Genomic DNA, 25,077 nt, shown 5'->3' with positions numbered 1-25,077 from the left:
ACGAAGCTCGAAGATATGGAGCAATCATTGAAGCTCCCGAAATCAACGAAAGTGATTACCTAACAAGAATTGATGGCAATGTTATTTGGTTGGGCTGGATACATATCAAATCACTCGAAAGTAAACTTGTTGAAAGTTTTTTACAAGAAAGAAGTTTCGGATACTTTACATCATTTTCAAATTTCGTCAGTAGAATAAGTATTGGTTTAGAACAACTTATCATTTTGATTCGGATTGGAGCATTCAGAAATTTTGGTACACCAAAAAAAGAATTACTTTGGGAGGCACACTTTCGGTATAATAGCCGATTCCAACCAAGTCATTACAAACAAACACTGTTTGGGTTGCCCGAACCAGAAACTCACCATTTACCTGCATTGGTGTATCATCCATTAGAAGATGCCTACGACCAGATTGAACTACTGGGTTTTTCGATTTCGAGTCCATTTGAGTTAGTCGCAGCACCAAATAGAATTTCCACCACAGCACAAAATCTAATCAGTTTAGTCGGTCGAAACATCAGAATTTATGGGTATTTAGTTACATGGAAACCTGTCAGAACCAAAAATCATAAATTGATGGGATTTGGATATTTTTTAGATGAACGAGGAGAGTTTTTCGATACTACTCATTTTCCACCTTCACTTGAAAAATATCCATTTCGAGGTAGGGGAGTATATTGTCTTAATGGCAAAGTAGTAGAAGAATTTGGGTTTCCTTCATTAGAAGTTTTTTCGATGCAAAAACTTGAGGTGAAAGCTGACCCAAGGAGTTTGGATATTCAACCTATTTCTAATATTGAGACTTCTACTCAATGAAATAGTGTTACATTATAATGATAGGTTTTTTAAAATCCAAAATTGAAATTCATCTATCCATAAAAATACGCCCAAACACCTATTCAAAATTTCATATTGTTGTTTGCAAAATCAATTTTTATTTTTCTTAAATTGCATCGAGTAAAATAAAACATTTTAATAAAAATGAAAATCGGATACGTTAGAGTTTCTAAAGAAGAGCAAAACGAGCAACTTCAAATTGATGTGTAGTGGTCCAAACGAAATCTCGAAAAATGACCAAACGAAATCTCTAAATAGTTTTTGAAATTTAATTCTGAAAAAAGGTTAGGTCAATTTATTTTTCTGCAACCAGTTAAAAAGATTCGACTCTGAGGAGTTATATCGTTTGGCAATAAATTTTTTAGTTGAGCCATTATTGAGAAGTGCTTCAATCTCAACTTTATATTTATCCAATTTACTTTTACCAGCACCTATCGGTCTTCCGAGTTTTACCCCATTAGCTTTTTTAGTTTGTAAAGCCTCTTTTGTTCTTTTAGAAATTAAGTCCCTTTCTATTTCAGCCACCATCGAAAAGACCATCGCCATCACCTTACTCTGAATGCTATCGTCTAATTGCCAATTACCTTTTACTGTATAAATCTTGATTCCTTTCTGCGTGGCTATCGAAATTATTTCCATGCACTCAAGCATACTTCTACCTAAGCGAGAAAATTCACTTAATAGAATTGTATCACCCGCAGTGAGCTGTTCAACAATATCTCCGATTTTTCTTTGTCTCCAATGAATTCTGCCTGAGGCCTTTTCTTCAATGAATTCAACTTTCCCCAAATTTTTATCATTAGCAAGATGTAGTAGTTGAGATTTATTTTTTTCGAGGTCTTGGTCAATGGTAGAAACCCTCAAATAAGCGACATTTCTTGGCATAATTTTAGATATTCGATGAATAGGTTGTATTTTAAATTATATTAGACAAAAACATACTGTAATATTAATGTTTTTTATCGAATTATTCAAGGCCTATATAGGAACGTTTATTTTATATGAAAAATGCTGATTTTCTCAATAATGACTTCATTCAGTATCAAGACCTATTGTACGTTAGAGATACATACTTAATTGATGTTTGCAAAATCTCCTCTTTGAAGATAGCAGGAATTATAGCTGCTTTTCAAACTAAAAAGACAATCTATGGAAAGCACATCAAGTCTGGAGAAAATATTTGGCTTGAGTATGACCACTTGCCTTCAAAGATTAGAGAAACTAAATCACTACCATCAAAACTTGCTTTGATTGAAAACTTGAAAAGTAATAAGTTTGACTATGAAAAAGAAAGTAACTCTTTGTATCAGCGTGAAATGATTTTACTGAATATTGCCGTTGATAATTCAGAAATGTTTATAGCCGAGTTTAAAGTGTATCAAATTCCTAAAAATAAAATTAGTCCATATTGCAAAACCTACGCAGCCCTAAAATTATTGACCCAATTTGAACACCTTAAAATTCATGAGAAATATAACTTGTATAATGCAATTTCAGATTCAGGATTTTCATTTCAATCCACAAACATCGACTACTTTTATGCAAAATATGCAGATATACTTGAGTTTGGATTAGTGAGAAGCATTACACACAAAGGGGTTTCAAACAAAAATGCCAATAAGGTTACAAAAACACATGAAGACTTGGTTGGGCATTTTTATCGGAATGGGAATAAACTTTCCAGAAGAGATATTTTACAAAAAGTCAATACTGCCTTAAAATTAAAAAATCTTCAACCGATTAGTCTTACTACCGTAAAAAGGATTCTTTTGAATACTTATAATAAAAATCTTGATGACATGGTCAGGAATGGAGAAACTTGGACGAAAAATACGATTTTACCATTTCTCATTCGTTCAGAACCAGAAAACTCGGGAGACCATTACCAAATTGATGCAACTAAATTACAAATATATTGTAAAGATGGAAATCGAGAGGGGGCATTTTTGTGGATTGCTGTGGTCGTTGATGGATGCTCTCGACAAATTATGGGCTTTGCCATTGCAGATAAAGAGACACCTAATTTATATGCGAAAGCCCTTAAATCTGCCTTTTCACGAGCCAATTGGCTACCCGCTGAGATACTAAGAGATAATTATTGGGGTTATACTCGGGATAACGAATTAGCTGATTTGATACAACAAACATGTAATTTAGGAGTCATTTGGCGAGCTCATAAAGTGGGCAATCCTCGGGACAAAGGGATTGTTGAAAGTTTTAATCATACGTTCAATACAGTATTCTGTAAACAAATTGCTGGTTACATTGGAGAAGGAATTAAAAGTAAAAATATCAATGCAAGACCTAATCCAGACATATTAACCTTTATGAAAAAGAATAAACTCTTACCAAATACCGATGAAGTTATTTTACGAGTGACTGCAAATATTCATAAATATAACCAGAACGGAACTCAAAATGACAAAATTTCGCCTTTAGAAAAGTTCCAATTAAAACCACCTAAAAATACAATTGTCCTCAATAGTGAAGCGGATGCTCTCTTATACTTTAAAAAGAAAATAGTAAAAGTTTCTCGTTCAACTATATGTGTCAATGTAAATGATTGCTCTCATTTTTATCGTTTGTCTGAAGCAGATTTAATTTTAAAATTACACAACACCATGATTCAGGTTAGATATGACCCTCATAATATGTTATTAATATATCTTTTTACAGAATTAGAAAGTAAATTTATTGCTCGTTTATCTGAAGTACCTATTATTCCTCTTGCACAGATAAATCAAACCATTGATGACCAATCAAATTTACAAGCTTATTTTCAGCAAAATAAACAGCTACTAAAAGATTTACAACAAAAGGTTGAAGAGCGTCAATCAGCGATTGATGCTTTGGAATTACCACCTGAAGTGTTAGAATCTGGTTTTTCAGTTGATTTTGAAGTCTATAAACTAAAAAAAGAAGAAAAATTCGATATTGATTATGGTAGTCCTATTCAACTCCCTAAAGATAAAAAACTAAAAACAGCTAAAGTTTTTACCAAATACCGAACTGTTTACAATGAAATACAAGATTTATTGTACAAGCAAAAAGGAACTGTTAAAAGATTATAGTTATGGAACTGAATAACTTTAACATAGATTTGATTAAAAAATCACCCGTTGGTTTGACTCTGGAAACCAACACTTTAAAAATCATCAATGAAAACTGCTATGATGCCATAGAATATAAACGTATGATTGCCTTTATCGGTGACTCTGGTTTTGGTAAAACCAAGTCTTTGGAATATTTTATGAATAAAAATCGTAATGTTTACTATGTTGTTGTTGAAAAAAGTATGACCTCCCGAAAGTTTTATATTGAACTTCTGAACATTTTGGGATTTACTAATACATTTGGTGGTAGTGACTTGAACAATTTAATAAAAAGTATTAGCTTTCATCTTAATCAATCTAAACAACCAAACCTTTTGATAATTGATGAAGCGGGTAAGTTTAGTGCTAATCAACTTTTATATTTGCACGAAATAAGGGATAATACAAAAAATAACACAGGAATAATTTTGTGTGGTCCACCTTATTTCAAAAAAAATATGGAAAATTGGAAGCTCGCTGAAAAACAGGGAATTCCTGAACTTTATAGAAGAATTCAGTCTTGGATAAGTTTAGAACAGCCAACGATGAAAGAGAAAAAATCTTTTTGGGCAGAACACGGTATTTTAGCAGAACTGGCAGATGAAATATGTAAAGAAAGCAAAGATTTTGGAACGTTAGAAAATAGAATTTTAGAATGTCGGATAGCGGTGACTAAATATTTGAAAAATACTAAATCAAAAACATAAATTCGAGATTTTGTTTGGTCGTTTTTCGAGATTTCGTTTAGACCAATACAGATGCACTTGAAAAAGCTGGTTGTGAAATCATATTTGCAGAAACAGCATCAGGAGCTAAAACGGATAGACCAGAACTGATTAAATTATTAGCCCAAATTCGTAAAGATGATATTGTGGTGGTTTATAAACTTGACCGTTTGGGACGTTCATTAAAGCATCTTTTAGAAGTAGTCGCTCAACTGAACAGTAAACAAGTAGGCGTTCAAAGTATTAGTGATGCTATTGATACAACCACGCCACAAGGACGTTTATTTTTTAACATCTCAGCTTGCTTTGCTGAATTTGAAAGAGATTTGATTCGGGAAAGAACCAAATCGGGCTTGGAAGCAGCAAGAGCCAGAGGCAGAAAAGGCGGTCGCCGACAAGGTATGACAAAGGAAGCCGAACAAAAAGCAATTTTAGCCGAAAGTTATTATAAAGAGGGTAAAATGGGGGTAAATCAAATTGCTACTGAAATAGGCGTTTCAAAAATGACACTCTATAAATATCTCAAGCATAGAAAAGTCACGATAGGAGCTTATCAAAAAGTAAGTAATCCTGAAATTTAATTTTTTTTGATTACAATCAAAAAATCAGTTATAAACTGTGTATTTCCGCAGATTTGGAAGAAGAAACTCAAAACACATTATGGATTGTTCCGAAAATTATATAAACTAAATAGAATAAAATATCACAGATGATATATAAAATGATTGCATATTTGCAATTATTTTCAAATAATGAAACAAATACTTACTCGTATATTGTGTCTTTTCATGGCGTTTCAAGTGCTTTTTGCAAGCACTGGATTTGCTATGATAGAACATTTATGTAAAGTAAAAGGTAAAAAAACTTTCATTTTATCCAGTCCGCCTAAATGTTGTCCACAAAAAATGCTTAAAAAGGAAGCGAAATCCTCAAAAGCAAATTTTAATCGGACTAAGTGTTGTGAAGAACATTCTACTTTTGTTCATATTAACACCGCTTCATCAAATGCTAATCAATTTTCACTGATTATCCCTACTTTTATCGGTGAGTGTTGTTCTTTTTTACCTTTTTCTACTTTCAATTGGTCGAGTGAACCTGTATCATTTAAAGTAACTCATTACTATAATACCGCTCCACCAAATGCAGGTAGAAAACTGCTCGTACACATCCAATCTTTCTTAATTTGATTCCGTTTATTGAACTTCTTGTACCTATTTTTCAATAGGTAGTTTTTCTATTGTTCAATAAATTGAATCATTTTATGTTAAAAAATATCAATAAGATAGTCATACTATTTGTATTACTATTTACTACAACAGCTTATTCGCAAAACCTACAAGGAATTGTATTAGAAAAGAAAATTGACGGCAAAACCGAACCTCTTATCGGTGCGGTACTCCGTTGGAAAAACAGTAAAAATGGTGCTTCTGCCGATATTGAAGGAAAATTTTCTATTCCAAAAACCTCTCAAAATCATGAATTAATAATCAGTTCGATTGGCTATAAAACCGATACGATAATGGTTCATTCAAATGATTTTCAAACGATTTATCTCCAAACTGAATCTTCTACCTTACAAGAAGTAGTTGTGAGAAGTGAAGCCAGTGTAATAGACCGTCTGAATCCTATTCAAACTGAGATTATCACCACCAAAGCACTTGCCAAAGCTGCTTGTTGCAACCTTTCTGAGAGTTTTGAAACCAATGCAAGTGTATCAGTAAGCTATGCTGATGCCGTTACAGGCTCAAAACAAATCCAATTGTTAGGGTTGAGCGGAAATTATGTCCAGACCAATACTGAAAACATTCCAAATATTCGTGGGTTAAACACAACGTTTGGACTAAACTATGTGCCAGGTACTTGGATAACTTCAATTGACGTGGGCAAGGGAGCTGGGTCAGTAGTAAATGGCTATGAGTCAATGACTGGTCAAATCAATATTGAACTCCAAAAACCTGATATGGCTGATAAATTGTATTTGAACACGTATGTAAACAGCTTTGGGCGTGGCGAAGTCAATCTGAATTTAGCTAAGAAATTGAATAAGAAATGGTCAACAGGTTTACTTACTCATGCTTCTACCTTACAAAATAAAATTGATAAAAACGGTGATAGTTTTTTAGATATTCCACTTTACAATCAATATAATGTAATTAATCGTTGGAAATTTCAGAATGAAAAGATGATGGCTCAGTTCGGAGTTAAAGCCTTATACGAAGACCGTTTGGGTGGACAATCTAACTTCAAACCCGAATTACAAGGTTCATCTTTGGTCTATGGTTTTGGCAGTCAAACAAAGAGGCTTGAGTTTTTCAGCAAAACCGCTAAACTATTTCAAAGTACACCCTATCGAGGGTTGGGTTTAATTCTGAATGGTACAATTCATAATAATCAATCATTCTTTGGGTTACGTAATTATTCTGGTCGCCAAAACACGATTTATGCCAATCTGATTTATCAAGATATTATCAAAAACACCAATCATCAATATAAAGCAGGAGCAAGTTATTTATTAGATGATTATAATGAAACATTTACAGGTATCAATCCTCGCCTGCGTACTGAATCAGTGCCAGGGGTATTTGCTGAATATACTTACACATATCCCGAAAAATTAACGGTTGTAGCAGGTGGTAGAGTAGATTTTCATAACCTCTATGGTACTCGATTCACACCCCGAATTCATGCTAAATATGATATTAGTAAGTCAGTGCATTTAAGAGCCAGTGCAGGAAAAGGTTGGAGAGTACCCAATCCATTAGCCGAAAATTATGGTTTATTGGTAAGTTCAAGGGCAATTTCCATTGAAAACAACTTAAAACCTGAAGAATCATGGAACTATGGGTTAAGTCTATCTAACGAATTTGAATTATTCGGACAAAAAGCTTCCTTCATTGTAGATGCTTACCGCACTAATTTTCAAAACCAATTGGTAGTAGATATGGAGCAAGCAGGATATTTAAGTTTCTATAATTTGAAAGGTCGCTCTTTTTCTAATAGCTACCAAGCAGAACTGAATTTCGCCCCAATCAAACGTTTTGACTTCAAAATAGCCTATCGTTGGTTTGATGTAAAAAATGATTTCCAAACAGAAAATGGAACATTGGCATTAATGACCAAACAATTTCTGAATCGAGACCGTATCTTATTTAATATGGGCTATGCTCTACCTTACGATAAATGGAAATTTGATTTTACTTGGCAATGGAACGGCTCTCGACGAATGCCCGCCATGTCCGAGCATTCGATGATGTCAGCAGGTACTGGTACACTTACCACTGCTCCTGCTTTTTCAAACATCAATGCTCAAATTACCAAGACTTTCTTAAAATGGGATATGTATGTTGGTGGAGAAAATCTCAATAATTTCACCCAGAAAAACCCAATTATTTCATCAAATGACCCATTTGGACGACATTATGATGCTGGTATGACTTGGGGGCCAGTTATTGGCAGAATGGTTTATGCAGGAATGAGATATAAAATAAAATAACCCAAACATCGAAAATCATGATTTTATATATAAAAAATATGGTTTGCGACCGATGTAAAATGGTTATCGCAGACCTTTTCAAAAAAATAGGAATAACAGTAAAAAGTATAGAATTAGGCGAGATTGAAATATTAGATGAATTAACTCCCGAACAAATACAAATCATTGAGAAGAAATTGCAAACGGTTGGTTTTGAATTGATAGATGATAAACGCAAGCAAATTGTTCAGAAAATCAAAACGATAATTATTGAATTGGTACAAAACCAGTCAGAAGTGCTAAAAAAAATCAACCAATCAGCTTATATCGCTGAAAACATTGGCCGAGATTATAAGTATTTAACAACCTTATTTTCTGAGGTAGAAGGTACTACAATCGAACATTTCTTGATTACTCAAAAAATAGAAAAGGTAAAAGAGTTTTTGGTTTATGATGAATTATCATTGAGTCAAATCGCCGATATGATGTATTACAGTAGTGTGCAGCATTTATCTATGCAATTCAAAAAAATAACTGGACTCACACCGAGCCATTTTAAAGAATTGAAAGCCAATAAACGAATTTCCATCAATCAACTTTAAATAATTTTCAAAATGAAAAAAGTAATTTTCTCAGTTTTAGTTTTGGGCGTAGTATCATGTATGGACATGAGTAATGTTCAGCCCGAACAAAATATCAATTATCCAGCGGCCTATATTGTCAATGGTGAAAGTAGTACTTTATCGGTTATAAATCTAAATACCAACGAAGTTGCTACCACTATTCAACTAACTGATGGGTCAAGCACTTCGACTCATGGTGCTGGCCATACCGCAACGCCTGGCTTTTTAGCTTACCCCCATCATATTTATATCAATGCAGCAAAATCTCAAATCGCAGTGGCGGCACCAGGTGTTGATTTGAGTGCAGGTCATGCAGGAGGTACTCATGCTGGTACAGGCAAAGTTGCAGTTTTGGATGCCATGAAAGGTACAAATGTGAAAATTTTTGATGTCCCGATGTCTAATCACAACGCTGTTTTTTCTCCTGATGGAAAAGAGATTTGGACATCTCAAACTGATGGGAAAGTATTGGTTTATGATGCCACTACCTATGCACTCAAAAATACAATAACGGTTGGAAATGGCTCTGCCGAAGTTACTTTTTCTTTTGATGGAACAGTTGCTTTTGTTGCCAATGGAGAAGACAATAATGTTTCAGCAATTAGCCCTATAACTAAAACTGTTTTAGCAACAATAGCGGTTGGGCAAAATCCAGTTGGTGCTTGGGTTGGTGCTGATAATCGAATGTATGTAGATAATGAAGATGGACAAACGGTTTCAATTATTGATGTAAAAACCCTAAAAGTAATCGAAACAGTTACATTAGGATTTATGCCAGGTTTTGTTGCTTACCAAGTTGATATGAAAGAAATGTGGGTAACAGACCCAACCGCAGGAAAAGTACATTGGTGGACAAAAGGAGCGGATGGAAAAATGGCACGAACAGGCTCTTTTACAACTGGTGCAGGTTCTCATGCCATCGCCTTCAATGCAGTAAATGCCTATGTTACCAACCAAGAAGCTGCCAGCGTATCAGTCATTGATATAATGCAACATAAGGTTACTAAAACACTCAATGTTGGTTTAAAACCCAATGGAATTGTCATTAAACTTTAATTTATTTAACCTATTATTTAAGAATGAACAAGCAAATTAACCGTAGAGATTTTCTCGAAAAATTAGGATTTGGACTAAGTTCTACCGTTCTAATGTCAAGTTGTATGGGTAATATGGACATGGGAGGTAGCGACCCTGTTCCTGTCAGTGGTGATACGACTTTTAAAAATGCTCTAAAAATTCCTGAAACAATTACAAGCCCAAGTAGTATGATTGCACAAGCAGTGCAAGATACTGTCATGGATGGAAAAAATGCCAAGTATATTGGGTATCGTTCGGGCTTATTAGGACCAACTTTTAGGCTTCAAAAGGGAGCTAATTTTAATGTAAAATTCAGCAATCAATTAGCCGAGCATACCAATATTCACTGGCATGGTTTGGTTATTCCTGCCGAAATGGATGGACACCCCGACCAAATGGTAATGCCAAATGAAAATTTTAATTACCAATTTACTATTAATCAGCAAGCAGGTACAAATTGGTATCACCCACATCCACACGGATTAACAGGAAAACAAGTAACACAAGGATTAGCTGGTTTTTTCATCGTTGAAAGTCCCGAAGAAAAGGTACTAAACCTACCTAATGGTAATTACGAAGTGCCTTTGGTTATTCAGGATAAACGCTTTAATACTGATGCCACCATTAAATACAGCCCAACTATGATGGAAATAATGTCTGGTTATATGGGCGATAATATTTTGGTCAATGGTACAGCTTCGCCATATCTGAATGTTTCCACTCGTTTTTATCGTTTTAGAGTGCTAAATGGCTCATCAGCAAGGATTTATAATTTATCCCTAAGCAATGGAGCAAACTTTTATGTCATAGGAGCAGATAGTGGAATGCTCGAAAAACCTGAATCCGTCAACTCATTACTTCTTGCTTCGGGCGAAAGGGTTGATATTTTGGTTGATTTTACCAATATAGCTCTTAATACAGAAGTGTATTTGGAAAACAAAACCTTTATGGGTATGGGTACGGCACAAGGCACACAAGCATTTAAGATTATGAAATTTGTAGTAAATAAGCAAGAAACTGATACATTCAAAGTGCCAAGCAGTTTGCTTTCACTTGCAAAACTGAGTAATGCCACAAAGAATAGAACCTTTGCCTTGACAATGGATATGGCAAGTATGAATGGCGGGATGCACAAAATTAATGGCAAAATATATAGTGCTACCCGAATTGACGAAACTGTTGCAGTTGGCTCAACCGAAACTTGGGAGTTCGATAATTCTACTGGCGATGAACCACACCCGATGCACATTCACGGTGTCCAATTTCAGGTATTAAGTCGAACAGGGGGTAGAAATGCTATTTTGCCACAAGAAAAAGCATGGAAAGATACAGTTTTGGTAGCTCCAACCGAAAAAGTAAAAGTAATTGTGAAATTTGAGCAAAAAGGAAAATTCGTTTTCCATTGCCATAATCTCGAACATGAAGATGATGGCATGATGCTTAATTTTGAAGTAAAATAATTAATTTCTAATTACTTAATTAATATACAATCAATGAAAAATAATCAATTGCAAATAGAAAGACGTAGTTTTTTAAAGAATTTAGGTTTCGGTGGTGCTGCACTCATGGCAATATATTGTGTTGGAGCTTGTAAAAATGTTGCATCAGTTGTTCCAGATGTTGCTCAATTTAATATAGACTTAACCGACTCTGCTAATGTAGCTCTTACAAAAAATGGAGGATATATCATAAAAAATGATGTAGTCATCGCTCGGACAATGCAAGGGAGCTATGTTGCTGTAACTTTAATTTGTAGCCATGAACAAAGAAAACAAGTTACTTTCACTTCAAGTAATGAATTCCTTTGCACGGCACATCAAGCAAGATTTGACACAATGGGTATGGGTTTGAATGCTAATGGTAGTAAAGGGCTTAAAACCTACCCTGTAATGGTGATGGACTCGGGCAAAACTTTAATGATTGGCTGACCTTAATAATTTGTTTGGTGTAAGTGGTAGTATCACTTACACCAAACATTACAAAAGTTTGAAAACAAAATTTTAACAAAAATAACAATACAATGAAAAGGAGATTTTTTTTAACTACTGGATTAGCAATAATTGGTTCTTTGTCAATGGCAAACCTTCAAGAACCACCTGCAAAAGTAAAAATCAAAACATCGGCAATATGTGAGATGTGTAAAGAACGTATCGAAAAGAAATTAGCTTTTACAAAGGGAGTAAGCGAGTCAAATCTTGATTTAAAAGACAAGGTTGTAACTGTAACTTTCAACCCAAAGAAAACAGATGCCACCAAAATCAAGCAAGCTATCAACGATGCTGGTTATGATGCAGATGAAACAATTGCCAATGAAAAAAGCTACGAAAAACTACCTTCATGCTGCAAAAAAGATGGCGAGCCGATGAAAAACTAACATTCTTTTAACCAATAATACAATTGACATGAAAAAAATCGCAATCATATTATTTCTAAGCATTTCTCATTTCACAAATGCCCAAATTGAACTAAAAACACCACCACCAAGCCCCGAAGCTGAATGGAAACAAAAGATAGGTTTTACAGAGGTTAGCCTCAAATATGAAAAACCGCTGATGCGTGGTCGTAAAGTGTTCGGTAACTTAGTAGCATTTGACCAAATTTGGCGTACAGGTGCAGGTGAAAGTACACGTATTACTTTTAGTGATGAAATCGAATTTGGTGGACAAATAGTAAAAAAAGGTACGTATTCCCTTTTTACGATTCCGAATCCCAACGAATGGACGGTTATCTTAAATACAGATACAACAGGACACGGAGCGTTCAGTTATGATGAAAAAAAGGATTTGTTCCGAATCAAAATCAAGCCAGAAACGACCTCTCGAACTTATGAGTCTTTCTCGATTACTTTAGAAGATATTACGCAAGACCATACCGCAAATTTGTATATCAATTGGGAAAATACACAGATAAAAGTTCCAATTAAAAGCAATGCTGATGTCGTTGTAATGAATGAAATCAACAAAAAAATCAACATTGAGAAATTAGAAGATGCTAAATTTTTCAGTGCTTCGGCTCAATACTATTTGACTAATAAAAAAGATTTGAAACAAGCCCTTGCATGGTCGAAGAAATCAGAAGAAATGGTTGACGACAATTTTGTTTACGCCAATTTGACCACAAAAATCTTAGAAGAACAAAAAGATTATCCAGCCGCCATCAAATCAGCTCAAAAAGCAATTGAATTGGGTGCTAAAAAGAACATGAAAACCGCAGTTGCCAACTGGCAAAAGAAGGTAGAAGAATGGCAGAAAATAACAGGCGTAACCGCACCAGCCACAAGTCCAATGACTGCCGACAACCATTCTGAACATAGTGGGCATGACATGGCTTCGATGAAAAATGACAAAACACAAGCTAAAACCTCTTTACAACCACTATTAGATGCTTATTACGCAATAAAAGATGCCTTAGTGAAATCGGATGCAAGTGCATCTGCCAAATCGGCAACGGCATTAGTAACTGCTATGAAAGCCATTGATATGGGTAAAATGGAAATGAAGCAGCACATGGAGTTTATGAAAGTAAACACTAAAATCATTGCTGACGCACAAAAAATTGCTGATTCAAATGATTTGAAAAAGCAAAGAGAAATCTTCCAAAGCCTTTCTGATAATTTTTATACAATGGCAAAAGGAGTAAAACTATCAAGTGAGCCTATTTATCAGCAATATTGCCCAATGAAAAAAGCAGCATGGTTGAGTAATGAAAGTGCAGTTAAAAATCCGTACTACGGGAGTTCGATGCTTACTTGTGGCAGCGTAACAGATACTATAAAGTAGGTTTTATTTTGTCAAAAGGGTTCAAGAATTATCACTGAACTCTTTTGATTTTCTGAAAAATACTATTCAGAAAATTATATAAATCTAATCAAAATACTTGTAATCAAATTTGTTCTATCCCCCTATATCTTTGTCATATTAAACAATCAGACAAATGGATACTAACAAAAATATCACATTCGATATACCCCTTGAAGGAGTAGAAAGCGAACACTGTGCCTTGATAATCGACAAAGGGCTAAGCAATGTTACAGGTGTTTTGAGCCATAAAGTTGAGCTAAATAACAACAAAGCAGTTATTACGTCTCTGCCTAATAATGAAACGCTTATCAAATCGGTCAAAACAATCAGAGATTTAGGATACGAGGTAACAACTTTTAAGAAAAACTTCTCCGTATCTAATATGACTTGTGCCAGTTGTGCCAGTAGCGTGCAGTCTATCCTTGAAAATCAAAATGGTGTTATCAGTGCAAGTGTAAATTATGCCAATGCTATGGCTCAAGTAGAGTATATCCCCACAATTATTGAACCCAAAGAACTAAAAAATGCCTTACAGTCAATTGGTTACGATTTATTGATTGATGAAAGTGCAGAAGCCAAAGACGAATTAGAAAAAGCTAAACTTCAAAAATTTGACACACTAAAGAGAAAAACAATAGGGGCTATTAGTTTATCTATTCCTATTGTCATCATTGCCATGTTTTTCATGGATTTGCCTTTCGGAAACTACATCATGTGGGCATTAGCAACACCTGTACTTTTCATTTTTGGTGGTCAATTCTTTATCAATGCTTGGAAGCAAACCAAACATCGTTCTGCCAACATGGATACTTTGGTAGCTTTGAGTACAGGGGTAGCCTACCTATTTAGCGTATTTAATACCCTATTCCCAAGTTATTGGCATAGCAAAGGCTTACACGCACATGTATATTTTGAAGCGGCTGCGGTTGTTATTGCTTTTATTTTATTGGGTAAATGGTTAGAAGAAAGAGCCAAAGGACAAACATCATCTGCCTTAAAAAAGCTCATGGGGTTACAACCCAAAACCGTTACTATTGTGCATGAAGGTGGGCATCAAATGGAAGTTTCTATAACCACCATCAATATAGGAGATGTAATGTTGGTAAAGCCAGGTGAAAAAATCCCTGTTGATGGGAAAATCATTTCGGGAAGTTCTTTTATTGACGAAAGTATGTTGAGTGGAGAACCCATTCCAGTTGAAAAGACTGTTACTCATAAAGTTTTTGCGGGTACAATCAACCAAAAAGGTAGTTTTCAATTCAAAGCTACTAAAATTGGAAGCGATACAGTCTTAGCCCATATCATAAAAATGGTTCAAGAAGCACAAGGCAGTAAAGCTCCAGTTCAGAAATTAGTAGATAAAATTGCAGGTATTTTTGTACCCATTGTTATTATCATAGCTATCCTTACCCTAATTACTTGGATTATTTTGGGTGGTGAAAATGGATTCACACAAGGCTTACTCACGATGGTTACTGTTTTAGTAATTGCTTGCCCTTGTGCTTTGGGATTAGCCACCCCAACAGCAATAATGGCAGGTGTAGGGAAAGGTGCTGAAAATGGAATTTTGATTAAAGATGCCGAAAGTCTTGAAATAGCAACGAAAATCAATGCAGTGGTTTTAGATAAAACAGGTACAATAACCGAAGGTAAACCCACAGTTACGAATATCTATTGGAAAAAAGAAGCCCCCATTTTAATTGAAGCATTGGTTTCAATCGAAAAACAGTCAGAACATCCTTTGGCTGATGCCATTGTCAATTATTTTAAAGGAGTTGCTCCTGTTTTGGTAAATCAATTTGAAAGTATTACTGGTTTTGGGGCAAAAGCACAAGTAGCCAAAGAAAGCTATTTCATTGGTAATCAAAATCTACTTGTCAATCATACTATTCAAATAGATTCCGTCCTTCAAGAAAAAGCCCAAAGTTGGCTCGAACAGGCCAAAACTGTTATTTGGTTTGCCAATTCTATTGAAGCATTAGCTGTAATAGCCATTGAAGACCAAATTAAAGAAACATCTAAAAATGCTATTGAGGAATTGAAAAAGAAGGGCGTTCAAGTATATATGCTCACTGGTGATAATCCTAAAACTGCCGCTTTGGTAGCCAAAATAGCAGGAATTGATAACTTTCAGGCTGAAGTTTTACCTGCTCAGAAGGCCGCATTTATAAAATCGCTACAACAAAAAGGAAATGTAGTAGCAATGGTAGGTGATGGCATCAATGATAGTAGTGCTTTAGCTCAGGCAGACGTAAGTATTGCTATGGGAAAGGGTAGTGATATTGCAATGGATGTTGCTAAAATGACCATTATATCATCAGATTTGACAAAAATTGGACAAGCCATCAAGTTATCAAAAATCACAACTTCCACGATTAAACAAAACCTCTTTTGGGCATTCATTTATAACATTATAGGTATCCCAATAGCTGCTGGAGTACTTTATCCAATTAATGGCTATTTATTAAATCCCATGATTGCTGGAGCGGCGATGGCTCTAAGTTCGGTTTCTGTGGTAAGTAATAGTCTCAGATTGAAAGGCAGAAGTTTATAAAATTTATAAAATTATAATCAAACAAACATACTCATGAAGAATCAAACATTCAAAACTAATATTAATTGTGGGGGCTGTGTAGCAAGAGTAACCAATACCCTCAATGTTATTGTCGGGGAAAACAAATGGCATATAGATATTGCTAATCCTGATAAAGTTTTGACCGTCAACGACACCAGCATTTCATCAGAAGTCATTAGAGAAGCGATTAAAAAGACTGGATTTAAAATAGAAAATATGAATTAAGACAGTAAAATGAATATTTAATTTAAACAACCAAGAAAAATGAAAAATGTAATCTTATCTATGAGTTTCGTACTTATAGCATTATCGAATGTATTTGCTCAAAAATCAACTAACATGATTCCAAAGGTTGACTACAAAGGGCATATCTATTATGAGAAAAAACAAATTGGGTCATTGACTTCAAAAGGAGGCGTGAATAACGCAGGCAAGCTTGTTACGAAAATAGATGGAAATGGAAACATAGTGGACGATAAAGGAAAAGTTCTCGGCAAAGCCCCTAAAAATGGAACTTTTGTTTATTATTCAAATGGAAAAGAAGAAAATTATACCATCGGAGAACCAGTCCATAATGGTATGTGTGAAGTGAAAAATGCCAAAGGAGAAGTCGTAATGCTTTTGCATAATAATTATAAACAACAAGCAGCCTGTGCAGTCCATTGTTTGTACGAAAACCACTGTATGCCCTCTGATAAAATGGCAGAGCATAAACATTGATTTTATCGAAGTTTGTTTTTCCTTCTTATATTTTAAAATGATAATTCAAATGAAAAACTTACTAATTAAGGTCTTTAAATTTCTTTTTGTAAAGAAATGTTGCCAATAAACCATCTATCATTCATTATTAAATGTAAAAAAAATGAAAAAAACAATGTTTTCAGCCATTGCAATGGCATTCGTATTCACCGCTCTCAATACCAATGCAGGCACGACAAGCGGAATGAAAGTATCATCAACAACATCTCAAAAAACGTCAATTATTGATGAAATAGTAAGCAATTACTTGGTTTTGAAAAATGCACTAATCAAAGATGATGCAAAAGGTGCTGCCAATGCAGGGAAAGCAATCATAGCATCAATGGCTAAAATTGACATGAAAAGTTTGTCTGCCGACCAAATGAAAGGCTATATGGACGTTGCCGATGATTTGAAAGAAAATGCCAAGCATATTGAAGAAAATGCTGGAAAAATAGCTCACCAAAGAGAACATTTTGTAATGCTGAGTAAAGATGTGAACGATTTACTTAAAACCTTTGGCAATAGTGGTCCAAAACTTTATCAAGATTTCTGCCCGATGGCAAATGGGGGCAAAGGAGCGATGTGGATTAGTGAAACAAAGGCAATCCAAAATCCTTATTATGGTAAAGCAATGATGACTTGTGGCTCTGTAAAAAAAGAAATTTAAGATGAAAAAAAACATCTTTTTTAGTTTAATAGTTTTTTTGCTCCTGCAATTCTACCAACCTGCCCGAAATTCAGACAACGGGCAGGTTTTGCCGATTCATATTGCCAAAGTCTATAATATACCCATCAAAGTACAACAAACTTTACAAAATTCTTGCTACGATTGCCACAGTAACAACACACATTACCCTTGGTATTCATATTTACAGCCATCAAGGTTTTTAATGGAATACCATATAAAAACAGGGAAAGAGAACCTAAATTTTAGTGAATGGGGAAATTATAGTCGAAGAAGACAAGAAACTAAATTAGAGAGAATTGCAAAACAAATCGAATCAAACGAAATGCCATTAGCATCTTATACGCTGATTCATCAAAAGGCTAAATTATCTGAACAACAAAAACAAGAAATTATTGCTTGGATTAACACTATTATTACTGACGAATAATTACTCATGCAAACAACCCCAAACTTTATACCCGCATTAGGTTATGATTTTTTGACGGCATACTACGATTTAGCAATCAAACTAACGATGCCTGAAAAGAAATTTCGTAGGCTTTTGGTAGATACTATCAAACCGAAATCCGATGAAAAGATTTTAGAGTTTGGCTTTGGGACTGCTCAAAATCTACTTTTAGTTACAAAAGAATGTGCAAATGTAGATTTACGAGGCGTAGATATTGACCCAAAAGTAAAGGAAATAGCGGCGTATAAAATAGCTAAAAATAATCTCTCAATTCCATTAGACTTATATGATGGAGTTATGTTGCCTTACGCCAATAATCAATTCGACAAAGTTTATAGTTGTTTGGTTTTTCATCAATTAGATGCAGAAACAAAGCTAAAATGTTTAAAGGAGATTTTCAGAGTTCTGAAACCAAATGGGAAATTGATAATTGCCGATTGGGGCGAAGCTGCAAATATACTCATGCGATTAACTTTTGGTTTGGTTCAAATTTTAGATGGATTCAAAACCACCAACGACAATGTAAGAGGGCTAATGCCCAATTTCATAGAAAAGGCTGGTTTTGATAATATTTTCATTTCAGATTCAATCAATACTATCATTGGTACTTTTTCATACTTTACTGCTCGAAAAAATGAAATTATTAAAGTCGATTTTCAAAAAAACGGGTGGCATTCCGCTTGTTAAAAAGTGCTGTCAATCAATCGTTTTGTTGATGCTTTCTAACCATGTATTTGCAATAAATCATGTTACGAAAATAGAAGTTTTTGGTAAACAACCAAGTCAGATTTATGACTTTATGTTTAGTTTGGATAAGCCTAAATACATGGCATGGCATCCAGAAGACCATGCGGGTTTTATGATAATCAAGCAAACAGAGGCAATAAGAGGTTCTGTTTTCTATTTCGATGAAAGAATTGGAGGTTTTCGAGTAAATCATCAGTGGGAAGTAGTCGGAGTTATGAAAAATCATAAAATCATTATGAAAGCTATCTATAAAATTCCCGTTTATTTGATTTTAACCTTTGACGAAACACCAAATGGAACACTCGTAACACATGATTTACAAATCGGTAATCAACAGAAATCTGGCGGAATTAAAGATTGGTTTATCAAAAAGTTTATTTTTACTCTTTCGAGGCAAAATGCCCTTACTAAACACGCCATCGAAGAATTTAAAAACTTAGAAAAACTCATCTAATGACTACAAATTTATCTCAAATCATTCACCAATATAAAACAGATTCACAGAGTGTTTATAATACTTGGTTTATTGATAATGACCAACGCTTAAAAGCATTTCGTACCATCCGAAGGGGTGTTTTACAAGTAGTGGAAGACATTAAAAACAAAACTTTTCCAAATGATTTTAAGGGCAGTTCCTTAGAGTTTGTCTTGAACTGTATTGCCGAACAAAAACAAGTTTTTGTAGGGGTTTCGCATCCGTTTTATTGGAAGCCTAAATTAAGAATCCCTGACATTTATGAAAATCCAAGCAATAAAACGGCTTTTGGTCAATTTCTTGAAAACTGTATCAATGCCAAAACAGAGGAGCAAATTATCAAAGAAATTGTACGATTAGATGCCCTCAAAATCAAAGGTTTAGGTCCTGCCGTTGGTAGCATTTTGTATTTCTTGCACCCAACATTATTTCCACCTTTCAATACAGCCATCGTCAATGGTTTCAATACTTTGTTTAATGATAAAAAGAAATTAGGCTCATGGTCTGAATATTTTAAAATTAGAGAGGTTTTGATTGAAACCAATCAAAAACATAAGGCTGAATTATCAAATGATTTAGGAGCAATCGCAGGGCTTTGTTTTGAAATTGGAACGCAAAAAATGCTCATTGGCAATGATGAATATTTGAGTGAAGACGAACGAAGTAAATTAGAAAAAAGCATCGAAAAACGCCAAAAAGAAATCAGAGAAGAAAAATTGGAAGAAAACCTTCATTCTGAAATGCAATTTCATTTACTAAAAATTGGACAAAGTTTGGGTTATGATGCTTTTGTCGCATCAAATGACCGTTCGAGGTCTTATGAGGGTAAAAGTTTTTCGTTTATGAGTACTGATAAGTTTCCTGCAATTGATTGCGACAAAGATACAGCAAACACCATCAAACTGATTGATGTTTTGTGGTTTGAAAAAGGCACAAACAATGTTATTTGTGCCTTTGAAGTAGAAAAAAGTACAAGTATTTATTCAGGAATTTTAAGATTGACCGACCTTTCTTATTCAATCGCTGATGGTGATGAAATCTTTTATTTAGTTGTACCCGAAAGTCGTGAAAAAGATGTGATTATGCAACTTTCACGCCCATCAATCAGACAAATCAAAACACCTATCAAATACATATTATTTACAGAGTTACGCCAAAATTGTGATGCACTTTGCCGATTTGGCGACAGTCATAAAATAATGGAAAAAATCTCAAAAACTGTTTAAATACATTCAAAAATGAAAAAAACAATCACATTTGCAATTATTTCAAGCCTTTTTTTAGCTTGTAATTTAAATCAATCAAACACTAATAATGCTGATTCTACCCAACACAAAGAGAGGGTAAATATGTCTGCAACAGATAGCACTCACTTTACCCATTCCACTACTAATAGCAGCTTTGATGATATTATTTCGGGCTATCTCGACTTAAAAAATGCTTTGGTCAACGATAATAGCAAGGCGGCAAGCGATGCCAGTAAGAAAATCTTGGCAAGCTTAGAAAAAAAAACAAATAATCAAACCAAAGAAGTATTAGAAATTCTGGAAAGTATAAAGGAAAATGGAGAGCATATTAGAGATAATGCTGATAAAATTGACCATCAACGAGAACATTTTGCTTTGATAAGCAAGGATGCCATTGATTTAGTAGCTCAATCTGTCACCTCAAAGAAACTTTATCAAGATTTCTGTCCAATGTTTAATGATAATAAAGGGGCTTCTTGGCTTAGCGAAACAAAAGGAATTAAAAATCCATATTATGGTGCTGAAATGCTTACCTGCGGTTCTGTAAAAAAAGAATATTAAATAATTAAAAATGGTAGAAAAATTAATTTCAATATCACTAAAAAATAGGGCAATAGTGCTACTATTAGCAGCGGCACTATTTGCCTATGGTGTCTATTCTATTCAAAAGAATCCAATAGATGCCATTCCTGATTTAAGTGAAAATCAGGTAATAGTTTTTACGGAATGGATGGGAAGAAGTCCACAAGTGATTGAAGACCAGGTTACCTACCCATTGGTAAGCAATCTGCAAGGTATCCCCAAAATAAAAAATGTAAGGGGTACATCAATGTTCGGGATGAGTTTTGTTTATATCATTTTTGAAGACGATGTTGATATTTATTGGGCAAGAACAAGAGTATTAGAAAGGTTGAATTACGCCCAAAGACTTTTACCGCAAGGTGTTACTCCATCCTTAGGTCCCGACGGCACTGGTGTTGGTCATATCTTTTGGTATCATATTGATGCACCCAAAATGGATTTGGGAGAACAAAGGGCTTTACAAGATTGGTATGTAAAACTTGCCTTACAAACAGTGCCTGGGGTGGCTGAGGTAGCATCATTTGGCGGCTTTGAAAAACAGTATCAAATAATAATAGACCCTGTCAAACTTCAATATTACAATATCACTTTGATGGATGTGATGAATAAAATAAAGGCAAACAATAATGATGTGGGTGGGAGAAAGTTTGAAATGAGCAATATGGCATATATTATTAGGGGGCTTGGGTATATTAAAAATTTAGAGGATATAGAAAATACGGCTATTAGTAATAATAATGGCATTCCTGTCAGAGTAAAAGATATTGGTTCGGTGCAAATGGGTGGTGATTTACGTTTGGGCATTTTTGATATGGATGGTAAGGGTGAGGTTGTAGGAGGAATTGTAGTTATGAGATATGGAGAAAATGCCGATAAAGTAATTACAGGGGTAAAAGAAAAAATGAAAGAAGTTCAAAAAGGCTTACCAGAAGGTGTTTTATTTAAAACGTCTTATGATAGAAGTACGCTCATAAAAGCGGCTATTGAATCAGTAAAAGGCACTTTGATTGAAGAAATGATAACGGTATCTATTGTAGTATTCATTTTTCTGTTTCATTGGCGTAGTGCATTAATAATTCTTATACAATTGCCAATATCGGTTGCCGCTGGCTTTATTTTCCTTGAAATGTTTGGTATCTCCTCAAATATAATGTCATTAACAGGGATTGCTTTGGCTATAGGCGTAGTAGTTGATGACGGAATCGTAATGGTTGAAAATGCGTACAGACATATAAGTCACGCTCAAGAATTAAAAAAATAAAGCAATGAACTTAAATATAAAAAAAATATTTGCCAAACAAATAGACCCATTGAGTGCGGATGAAAAAATGCAAATTATTGAATCCTCTTCTAAACAGGTGGGGCCAGGCGTTTTTTATTCAACTATTATTGTGGTTACCTCTTTTCTTCCTGTTTTTATGCTAACGGGTATGGAAGGAAAACTGTTTCATCCATTAGCTTGGACAAAAACTTTTATCTTACTCGTTGATGCTTTTTTGGCAATTACACTTACTCCAGTATTAATCTCTTTGCTTTTAAAAGGTAAACTAAAACCTGAAGAGGCGAACCCCATTACTCGTTTTTTAGAGAAAATATATACTCCAATATTAAGGGTTTGCCTAACATGGAGAAAAACTACAATTTTATTAAATGTAGTGGCTTTAGTAATTGGGGGGATAATGATGACCAAATTAGGTTCTGAATTTATGCCTCCTTTAGATGAAGGTTCGCTACTATTTATGCCAGTAACGTTACCTGATGTTTCAAATTCTGAAACTAAAAGAATATTGCAAGTGCAAGATAAAATTATAAGGTCTGTACCCGAAGTAGTTCACGTTTTAGGAAAAGCAGGAAGAGCAAACACCGCAACAGATAATTCACCTATCAGTATGATTGAAACAATTATTTTACTAAAACCACAAAATGAGTGGCGTAAAGGGATTACTAAAAATGATATTATAAATGAACTGAATGCAAAAATTCAAATACCTGGCACAACCAATGGCTGGACAATGCCAATCATTAATCGCATAAATATGCTTTCAACTGGTATTCGTACCGATGTAGGAGTAAAGGTATATGGTCAGAATTTAGATACTATTTATGCGTTTTCTCAAAAAATAAAAAAAGAATTACAAGGAATAGATGGTGTGAAAGATTTATATGTTGAGCCTATTACAGGGGGAAAGTATATTGATATTACCATAAAAAGAGATGAAATTGGAAGATATGGACTATCTATTGACGATGTAAATGCAGTAGTTGAAAGTGCATTAGGTGGTATGAAACTTACCACCACAATAGAAGGAAGGCAAAGGTTTTCTGTGAATGCCAGATACGGACAAGACTTTAGAAACAGCCTTGTCGCATTGAAAAGGTTGCAAGTACAAACAATGCAATATGGGACAATTCCATTAGAATCCATTGCAGATATTTCTTTAAGTGATGGGCCTCCTATGATAAATTCTGAAAATGCAATGTTGCGAGGTACTGTTTTATTTAATGTCCGAGAACGAGATTTAGGCAGTACTGTAACTGAAACACAGAAAAAACTTAATGCACTTCTTACCAAGTTACCAAAAGGGTATTTCATAGAATGGAGTGGTCAATGGGAAAATCAAATTCGGGCAAACCGTACTTTAAAATTGATAATGCCTATTGTGATATTAATCATTTTTATGGTTTTATATTTTACCTATCATTCTTTTAAAGAATCATTAATTACTATGATTACCGTGCCATTTGCGTTAGTTGGAGGTGTTTTTATGGTTTATTTTTATAATATTAATTTATCCGTTGCAGTAGCGGTTGGTTTTATTGCTCTTTTTGGAATGGCAATTGAGACAGCTATGTTAATGACAATCTATCTAAATGCTTCAATGATAGAAATGGTTAAAGAACATGGCAATTCAAAAGAGACACTTAATCCATCAATAATAAGAAAATTTGTAATGGATGGCTCCACCAAAAGACTTCGCCCGAAGCTAATGACAGTCAGTGTAGGATTATTTGGTCTGATTCCAATATTATGGGCCACGGGCGTAGGTAGTGATATGATGCGACCCATCTCAATCCCATTAATTGGTGGCACGATTACCTCTACTATCTATGTGTTACTTATCACACCAGTAGTGTTTGAAATAATAAAGGAAAGAGAATTATTACGTAAAGGTAAAATTGAACTAATAGATGTCAAAGAATAGAAGTTTTATATTTAGCATTTTGATATTCTTTTCAGAATATGGCTATGGACAAACACTTTCATTAAAAGCCATTATTGATAGTGTTGAAAAAAATCATCCCGTAGTGGAAATGTACAAAAATGAGATACGCTCGATGGATGAAGCAGCTTTAGGGGCTAAAAGTTGGATGCCACCAACCGCAGGTATCGGGCAATTTATGACTCCCTATAATGTAAACCTTTGGAAAAGAAATGGTGATATGTTAGGTATGGGTTCGGTTATGTTATCTGCAGAACAGATGTTTCCAAACAAAAAGAAACTGAACGCTGACGAAGCCTATATGAAAGCTATGTCTTCTGTTGAAAAGGAAAAGAAAAATGCAGACTTAAATGAACTGGTACAACAGGCCAAACAATACTATTATGATTGGATAATTTTGCAAAAAAGACTTATCGTATCCAAAGCCAATCAAGAACTGTTAGAGTTTATGATTAAAAATGCAGAATTAAGGTATAAAAATGGACTTGAAAAAATTAGTGCTTACTATAAAGCCAAAGCGGCATTAGGCTATTCTCAAAATATGCAATTGATGTATGAAAGCGAAATACGAGACCGAAGGATAAAGTTAAATGCCTTAATGAACAAAAATTCATTTTCTTACTTTCAAATTGACACATCTATTGTCTGGAATGATTATTCTTCATTCAGCTTTGATAGTACATTGTTTTATAACAATAGAAGCGATTTGAAAGCCATTGATAAGC

At 34.4% G+C, this 25,077-nt stretch carries 24 protein-coding genes and 2 pseudogenes; 25 read left to right on the top strand and 1 reads right to left on the bottom strand.

Translation table 11 applies throughout. The annotated features are described in order from the left end of the window. Positions 1-818, top strand: a pseudogene (locus ACOVO2_RS07605) (DNA polymerase III subunit alpha); the annotation flags it as partial. Positions 819-1,124: 306 nt separating this feature from the next. Here the strand turns inward: ACOVO2_RS07605 and ACOVO2_RS07600 are convergent. After that, positions 1,125-1,724 carry a recombinase family protein gene (locus tag ACOVO2_RS07600; RefSeq protein WP_421769381.1) on the bottom strand — a complete coding sequence of 200 codons (600 nt, stop codon included), beginning with the start codon at positions 1,722-1,724 and terminating at the stop codon, positions 1,125-1,127. Positions 1,725-1,840: 116 nt separating this feature from the next. Between ACOVO2_RS07600 and ACOVO2_RS07595 the strand changes: the two genes are divergently transcribed. From ACOVO2_RS07595 to ACOVO2_RS07480, 24 genes and pseudogenes are all read left to right on the top strand, one after another. Then, positions 1,841-3,910 carry an integrase catalytic domain-containing protein gene (locus tag ACOVO2_RS07595; RefSeq protein ID WP_421769380.1) on the top strand — a complete coding sequence of 690 codons (2,070 nt, stop codon included), beginning with the start codon at positions 1,841-1,843 and terminating at the stop codon, positions 3,908-3,910. Positions 3,911-3,912: 2 nt separating this feature from the next. Further along, positions 3,913-4,638, top strand: coding sequence for an AAA family ATPase (locus tag ACOVO2_RS07590; RefSeq protein ID WP_421769379.1), 726 nt, complete (start codon positions 3,913-3,915; stop codon positions 4,636-4,638). 62 nt (positions 4,639-4,700) lie between these two features. Next, positions 4,701-5,027: pseudogene (locus tag ACOVO2_RS07585) on the top strand (recombinase family protein); the annotation flags it as partial. 30 nt (positions 5,028-5,057) lie between these two features. After that, positions 5,058-5,237 carry a helix-turn-helix domain-containing protein gene (locus ACOVO2_RS07580; RefSeq protein ID WP_421769382.1) on the top strand — a complete coding sequence of 60 codons (180 nt, stop codon included), beginning with the start codon at positions 5,058-5,060 and terminating at the stop codon, positions 5,235-5,237. 171 nt (positions 5,238-5,408) lie between these two features. After that, entirely contained in the window at positions 5,409-5,843 is a 435-nt protein-coding gene (locus tag ACOVO2_RS07575) for an HYC_CC_PP family protein (RefSeq protein WP_421769378.1), read from the top strand. Between the two features lie 74 nt (positions 5,844-5,917). After that, positions 5,918-8,149, top strand: a complete 2,232-nt coding sequence (locus ACOVO2_RS07570) for a TonB-dependent receptor (RefSeq protein ID WP_421769377.1) — start codon at positions 5,918-5,920, stop codon at positions 8,147-8,149. Positions 8,150-8,166: 17 nt separating this feature from the next. Further along, entirely contained in the window at positions 8,167-8,730 is a 564-nt protein-coding gene (locus ACOVO2_RS07565) for a helix-turn-helix domain-containing protein (protein WP_350268298.1), read from the top strand. Between the two features lie 12 nt (positions 8,731-8,742). Beyond that, positions 8,743-9,807, top strand: coding sequence for a YncE family protein (locus tag ACOVO2_RS07560; protein ID WP_350268299.1), 1,065 nt, complete (start codon positions 8,743-8,745; stop codon positions 9,805-9,807). Positions 9,808-9,830: 23 nt separating this feature from the next. Beyond that, positions 9,831-11,288, top strand: coding sequence for a multicopper oxidase family protein (locus ACOVO2_RS07555; RefSeq protein WP_350268301.1), 1,458 nt, complete (start codon positions 9,831-9,833; stop codon positions 11,286-11,288). A 33-nt stretch (positions 11,289-11,321) separates the two neighbouring features. Continuing rightward, positions 11,322-11,756 (top strand): Rieske 2Fe-2S domain-containing protein, encoded by a 435-nt coding sequence (locus tag ACOVO2_RS07550; protein WP_350268302.1) that lies wholly within the window; start codon positions 11,322-11,324, stop codon positions 11,754-11,756. A gap of 92 nt (positions 11,757-11,848) precedes the next feature. After that, positions 11,849-12,202 (top strand): heavy-metal-associated domain-containing protein, encoded by a 354-nt coding sequence (locus tag ACOVO2_RS07545; protein ID WP_421769376.1) that lies wholly within the window; start codon positions 11,849-11,851, stop codon positions 12,200-12,202. Positions 12,203-12,230: 28 nt separating this feature from the next. Continuing rightward, a complete protein-coding gene (locus ACOVO2_RS07540; protein WP_421769375.1) occupies positions 12,231-13,607 on the top strand; it encodes a DUF2911 domain-containing protein in 1,377 nt (458 codons plus the stop codon). Between the two features lie 154 nt (positions 13,608-13,761). Then, positions 13,762-16,182: a heavy metal translocating P-type ATPase gene (locus ACOVO2_RS07535; RefSeq protein WP_350268305.1), complete on the top strand. Its 2,421-nt coding sequence runs from the start codon at positions 13,762-13,764 to the stop codon at positions 16,180-16,182. A 33-nt stretch (positions 16,183-16,215) separates the two neighbouring features. Continuing rightward, positions 16,216-16,428 (top strand): heavy-metal-associated domain-containing protein, encoded by a 213-nt coding sequence (locus ACOVO2_RS07530; protein ID WP_350268306.1) that lies wholly within the window; start codon positions 16,216-16,218, stop codon positions 16,426-16,428. A 39-nt stretch (positions 16,429-16,467) separates the two neighbouring features. Next, positions 16,468-16,923 (top strand): DUF3659 domain-containing protein, encoded by a 456-nt coding sequence (locus tag ACOVO2_RS07525; RefSeq protein ID WP_350268307.1) that lies wholly within the window; start codon positions 16,468-16,470, stop codon positions 16,921-16,923. A 142-nt stretch (positions 16,924-17,065) separates the two neighbouring features. Beyond that, the gene (locus ACOVO2_RS07520) at positions 17,066-17,611 is read left to right on the top strand and encodes a DUF3347 domain-containing protein (protein WP_421769374.1); all 546 of its coding nucleotides are present in this window, start codon (positions 17,066-17,068) and stop codon (positions 17,609-17,611) included. 1 nt (position 17,612) lies between these two features. Continuing rightward, positions 17,613-18,059, top strand: coding sequence for a heme-binding domain-containing protein (locus tag ACOVO2_RS07515; RefSeq protein ID WP_350268309.1), 447 nt, complete (start codon positions 17,613-17,615; stop codon positions 18,057-18,059). A 6-nt stretch (positions 18,060-18,065) separates the two neighbouring features. Further along, positions 18,066-18,767 carry a class I SAM-dependent methyltransferase gene (locus ACOVO2_RS07510; RefSeq protein WP_350268310.1) on the top strand — a complete coding sequence of 234 codons (702 nt, stop codon included), beginning with the start codon at positions 18,066-18,068 and terminating at the stop codon, positions 18,765-18,767. Continuing rightward, a complete protein-coding gene (locus tag ACOVO2_RS07505) occupies positions 18,715-19,281 on the top strand; it encodes a hypothetical protein (protein ID WP_350268311.1) in 567 nt (188 codons plus the stop codon). Before ACOVO2_RS07510 ends, ACOVO2_RS07505 begins: the two co-directional genes overlap by 53 nt. Beyond that, on the top strand, positions 19,281-20,528 hold the full coding sequence (locus ACOVO2_RS07500) for a hypothetical protein (protein ID WP_350268312.1): 1,248 nt from the start codon (positions 19,281-19,283) through the stop codon (positions 20,526-20,528). Before ACOVO2_RS07505 ends, ACOVO2_RS07500 begins: the two co-directional genes overlap by 1 nt. Positions 20,529-20,540: 12 nt before the next feature. Then, positions 20,541-21,110 (top strand): DUF3347 domain-containing protein, encoded by a 570-nt coding sequence (locus ACOVO2_RS07495; protein ID WP_350268313.1) that lies wholly within the window; start codon positions 20,541-20,543, stop codon positions 21,108-21,110. 10 nt (positions 21,111-21,120) lie between these two features. After that, a complete protein-coding gene (locus tag ACOVO2_RS07490; RefSeq protein WP_350268314.1) occupies positions 21,121-22,392 on the top strand; it encodes an efflux RND transporter permease subunit in 1,272 nt (423 codons plus the stop codon). A gap of 4 nt (positions 22,393-22,396) precedes the next feature. Further along, entirely contained in the window at positions 22,397-24,334 is a 1,938-nt protein-coding gene (locus ACOVO2_RS07485) for an efflux RND transporter permease subunit (protein WP_350268315.1), read from the top strand. After that, positions 24,321-25,077: TolC family protein (locus tag ACOVO2_RS07480; RefSeq protein ID WP_421769373.1), on the top strand; the 757-nt coding region annotated here is incomplete at its 3' end. The genes ACOVO2_RS07485 and ACOVO2_RS07480, both read left to right, overlap by 14 nt.

This window comes from Emticicia sp. (assembly GCF_049241225.1).
Lineage (GTDB): Bacteria > Bacteroidota > Bacteroidia > Cytophagales > Spirosomataceae > Emticicia.
The sequence above is the reverse complement of the archived record's forward strand: the minus strand, read 5'-3'. Positions and strand labels throughout refer to the sequence as shown.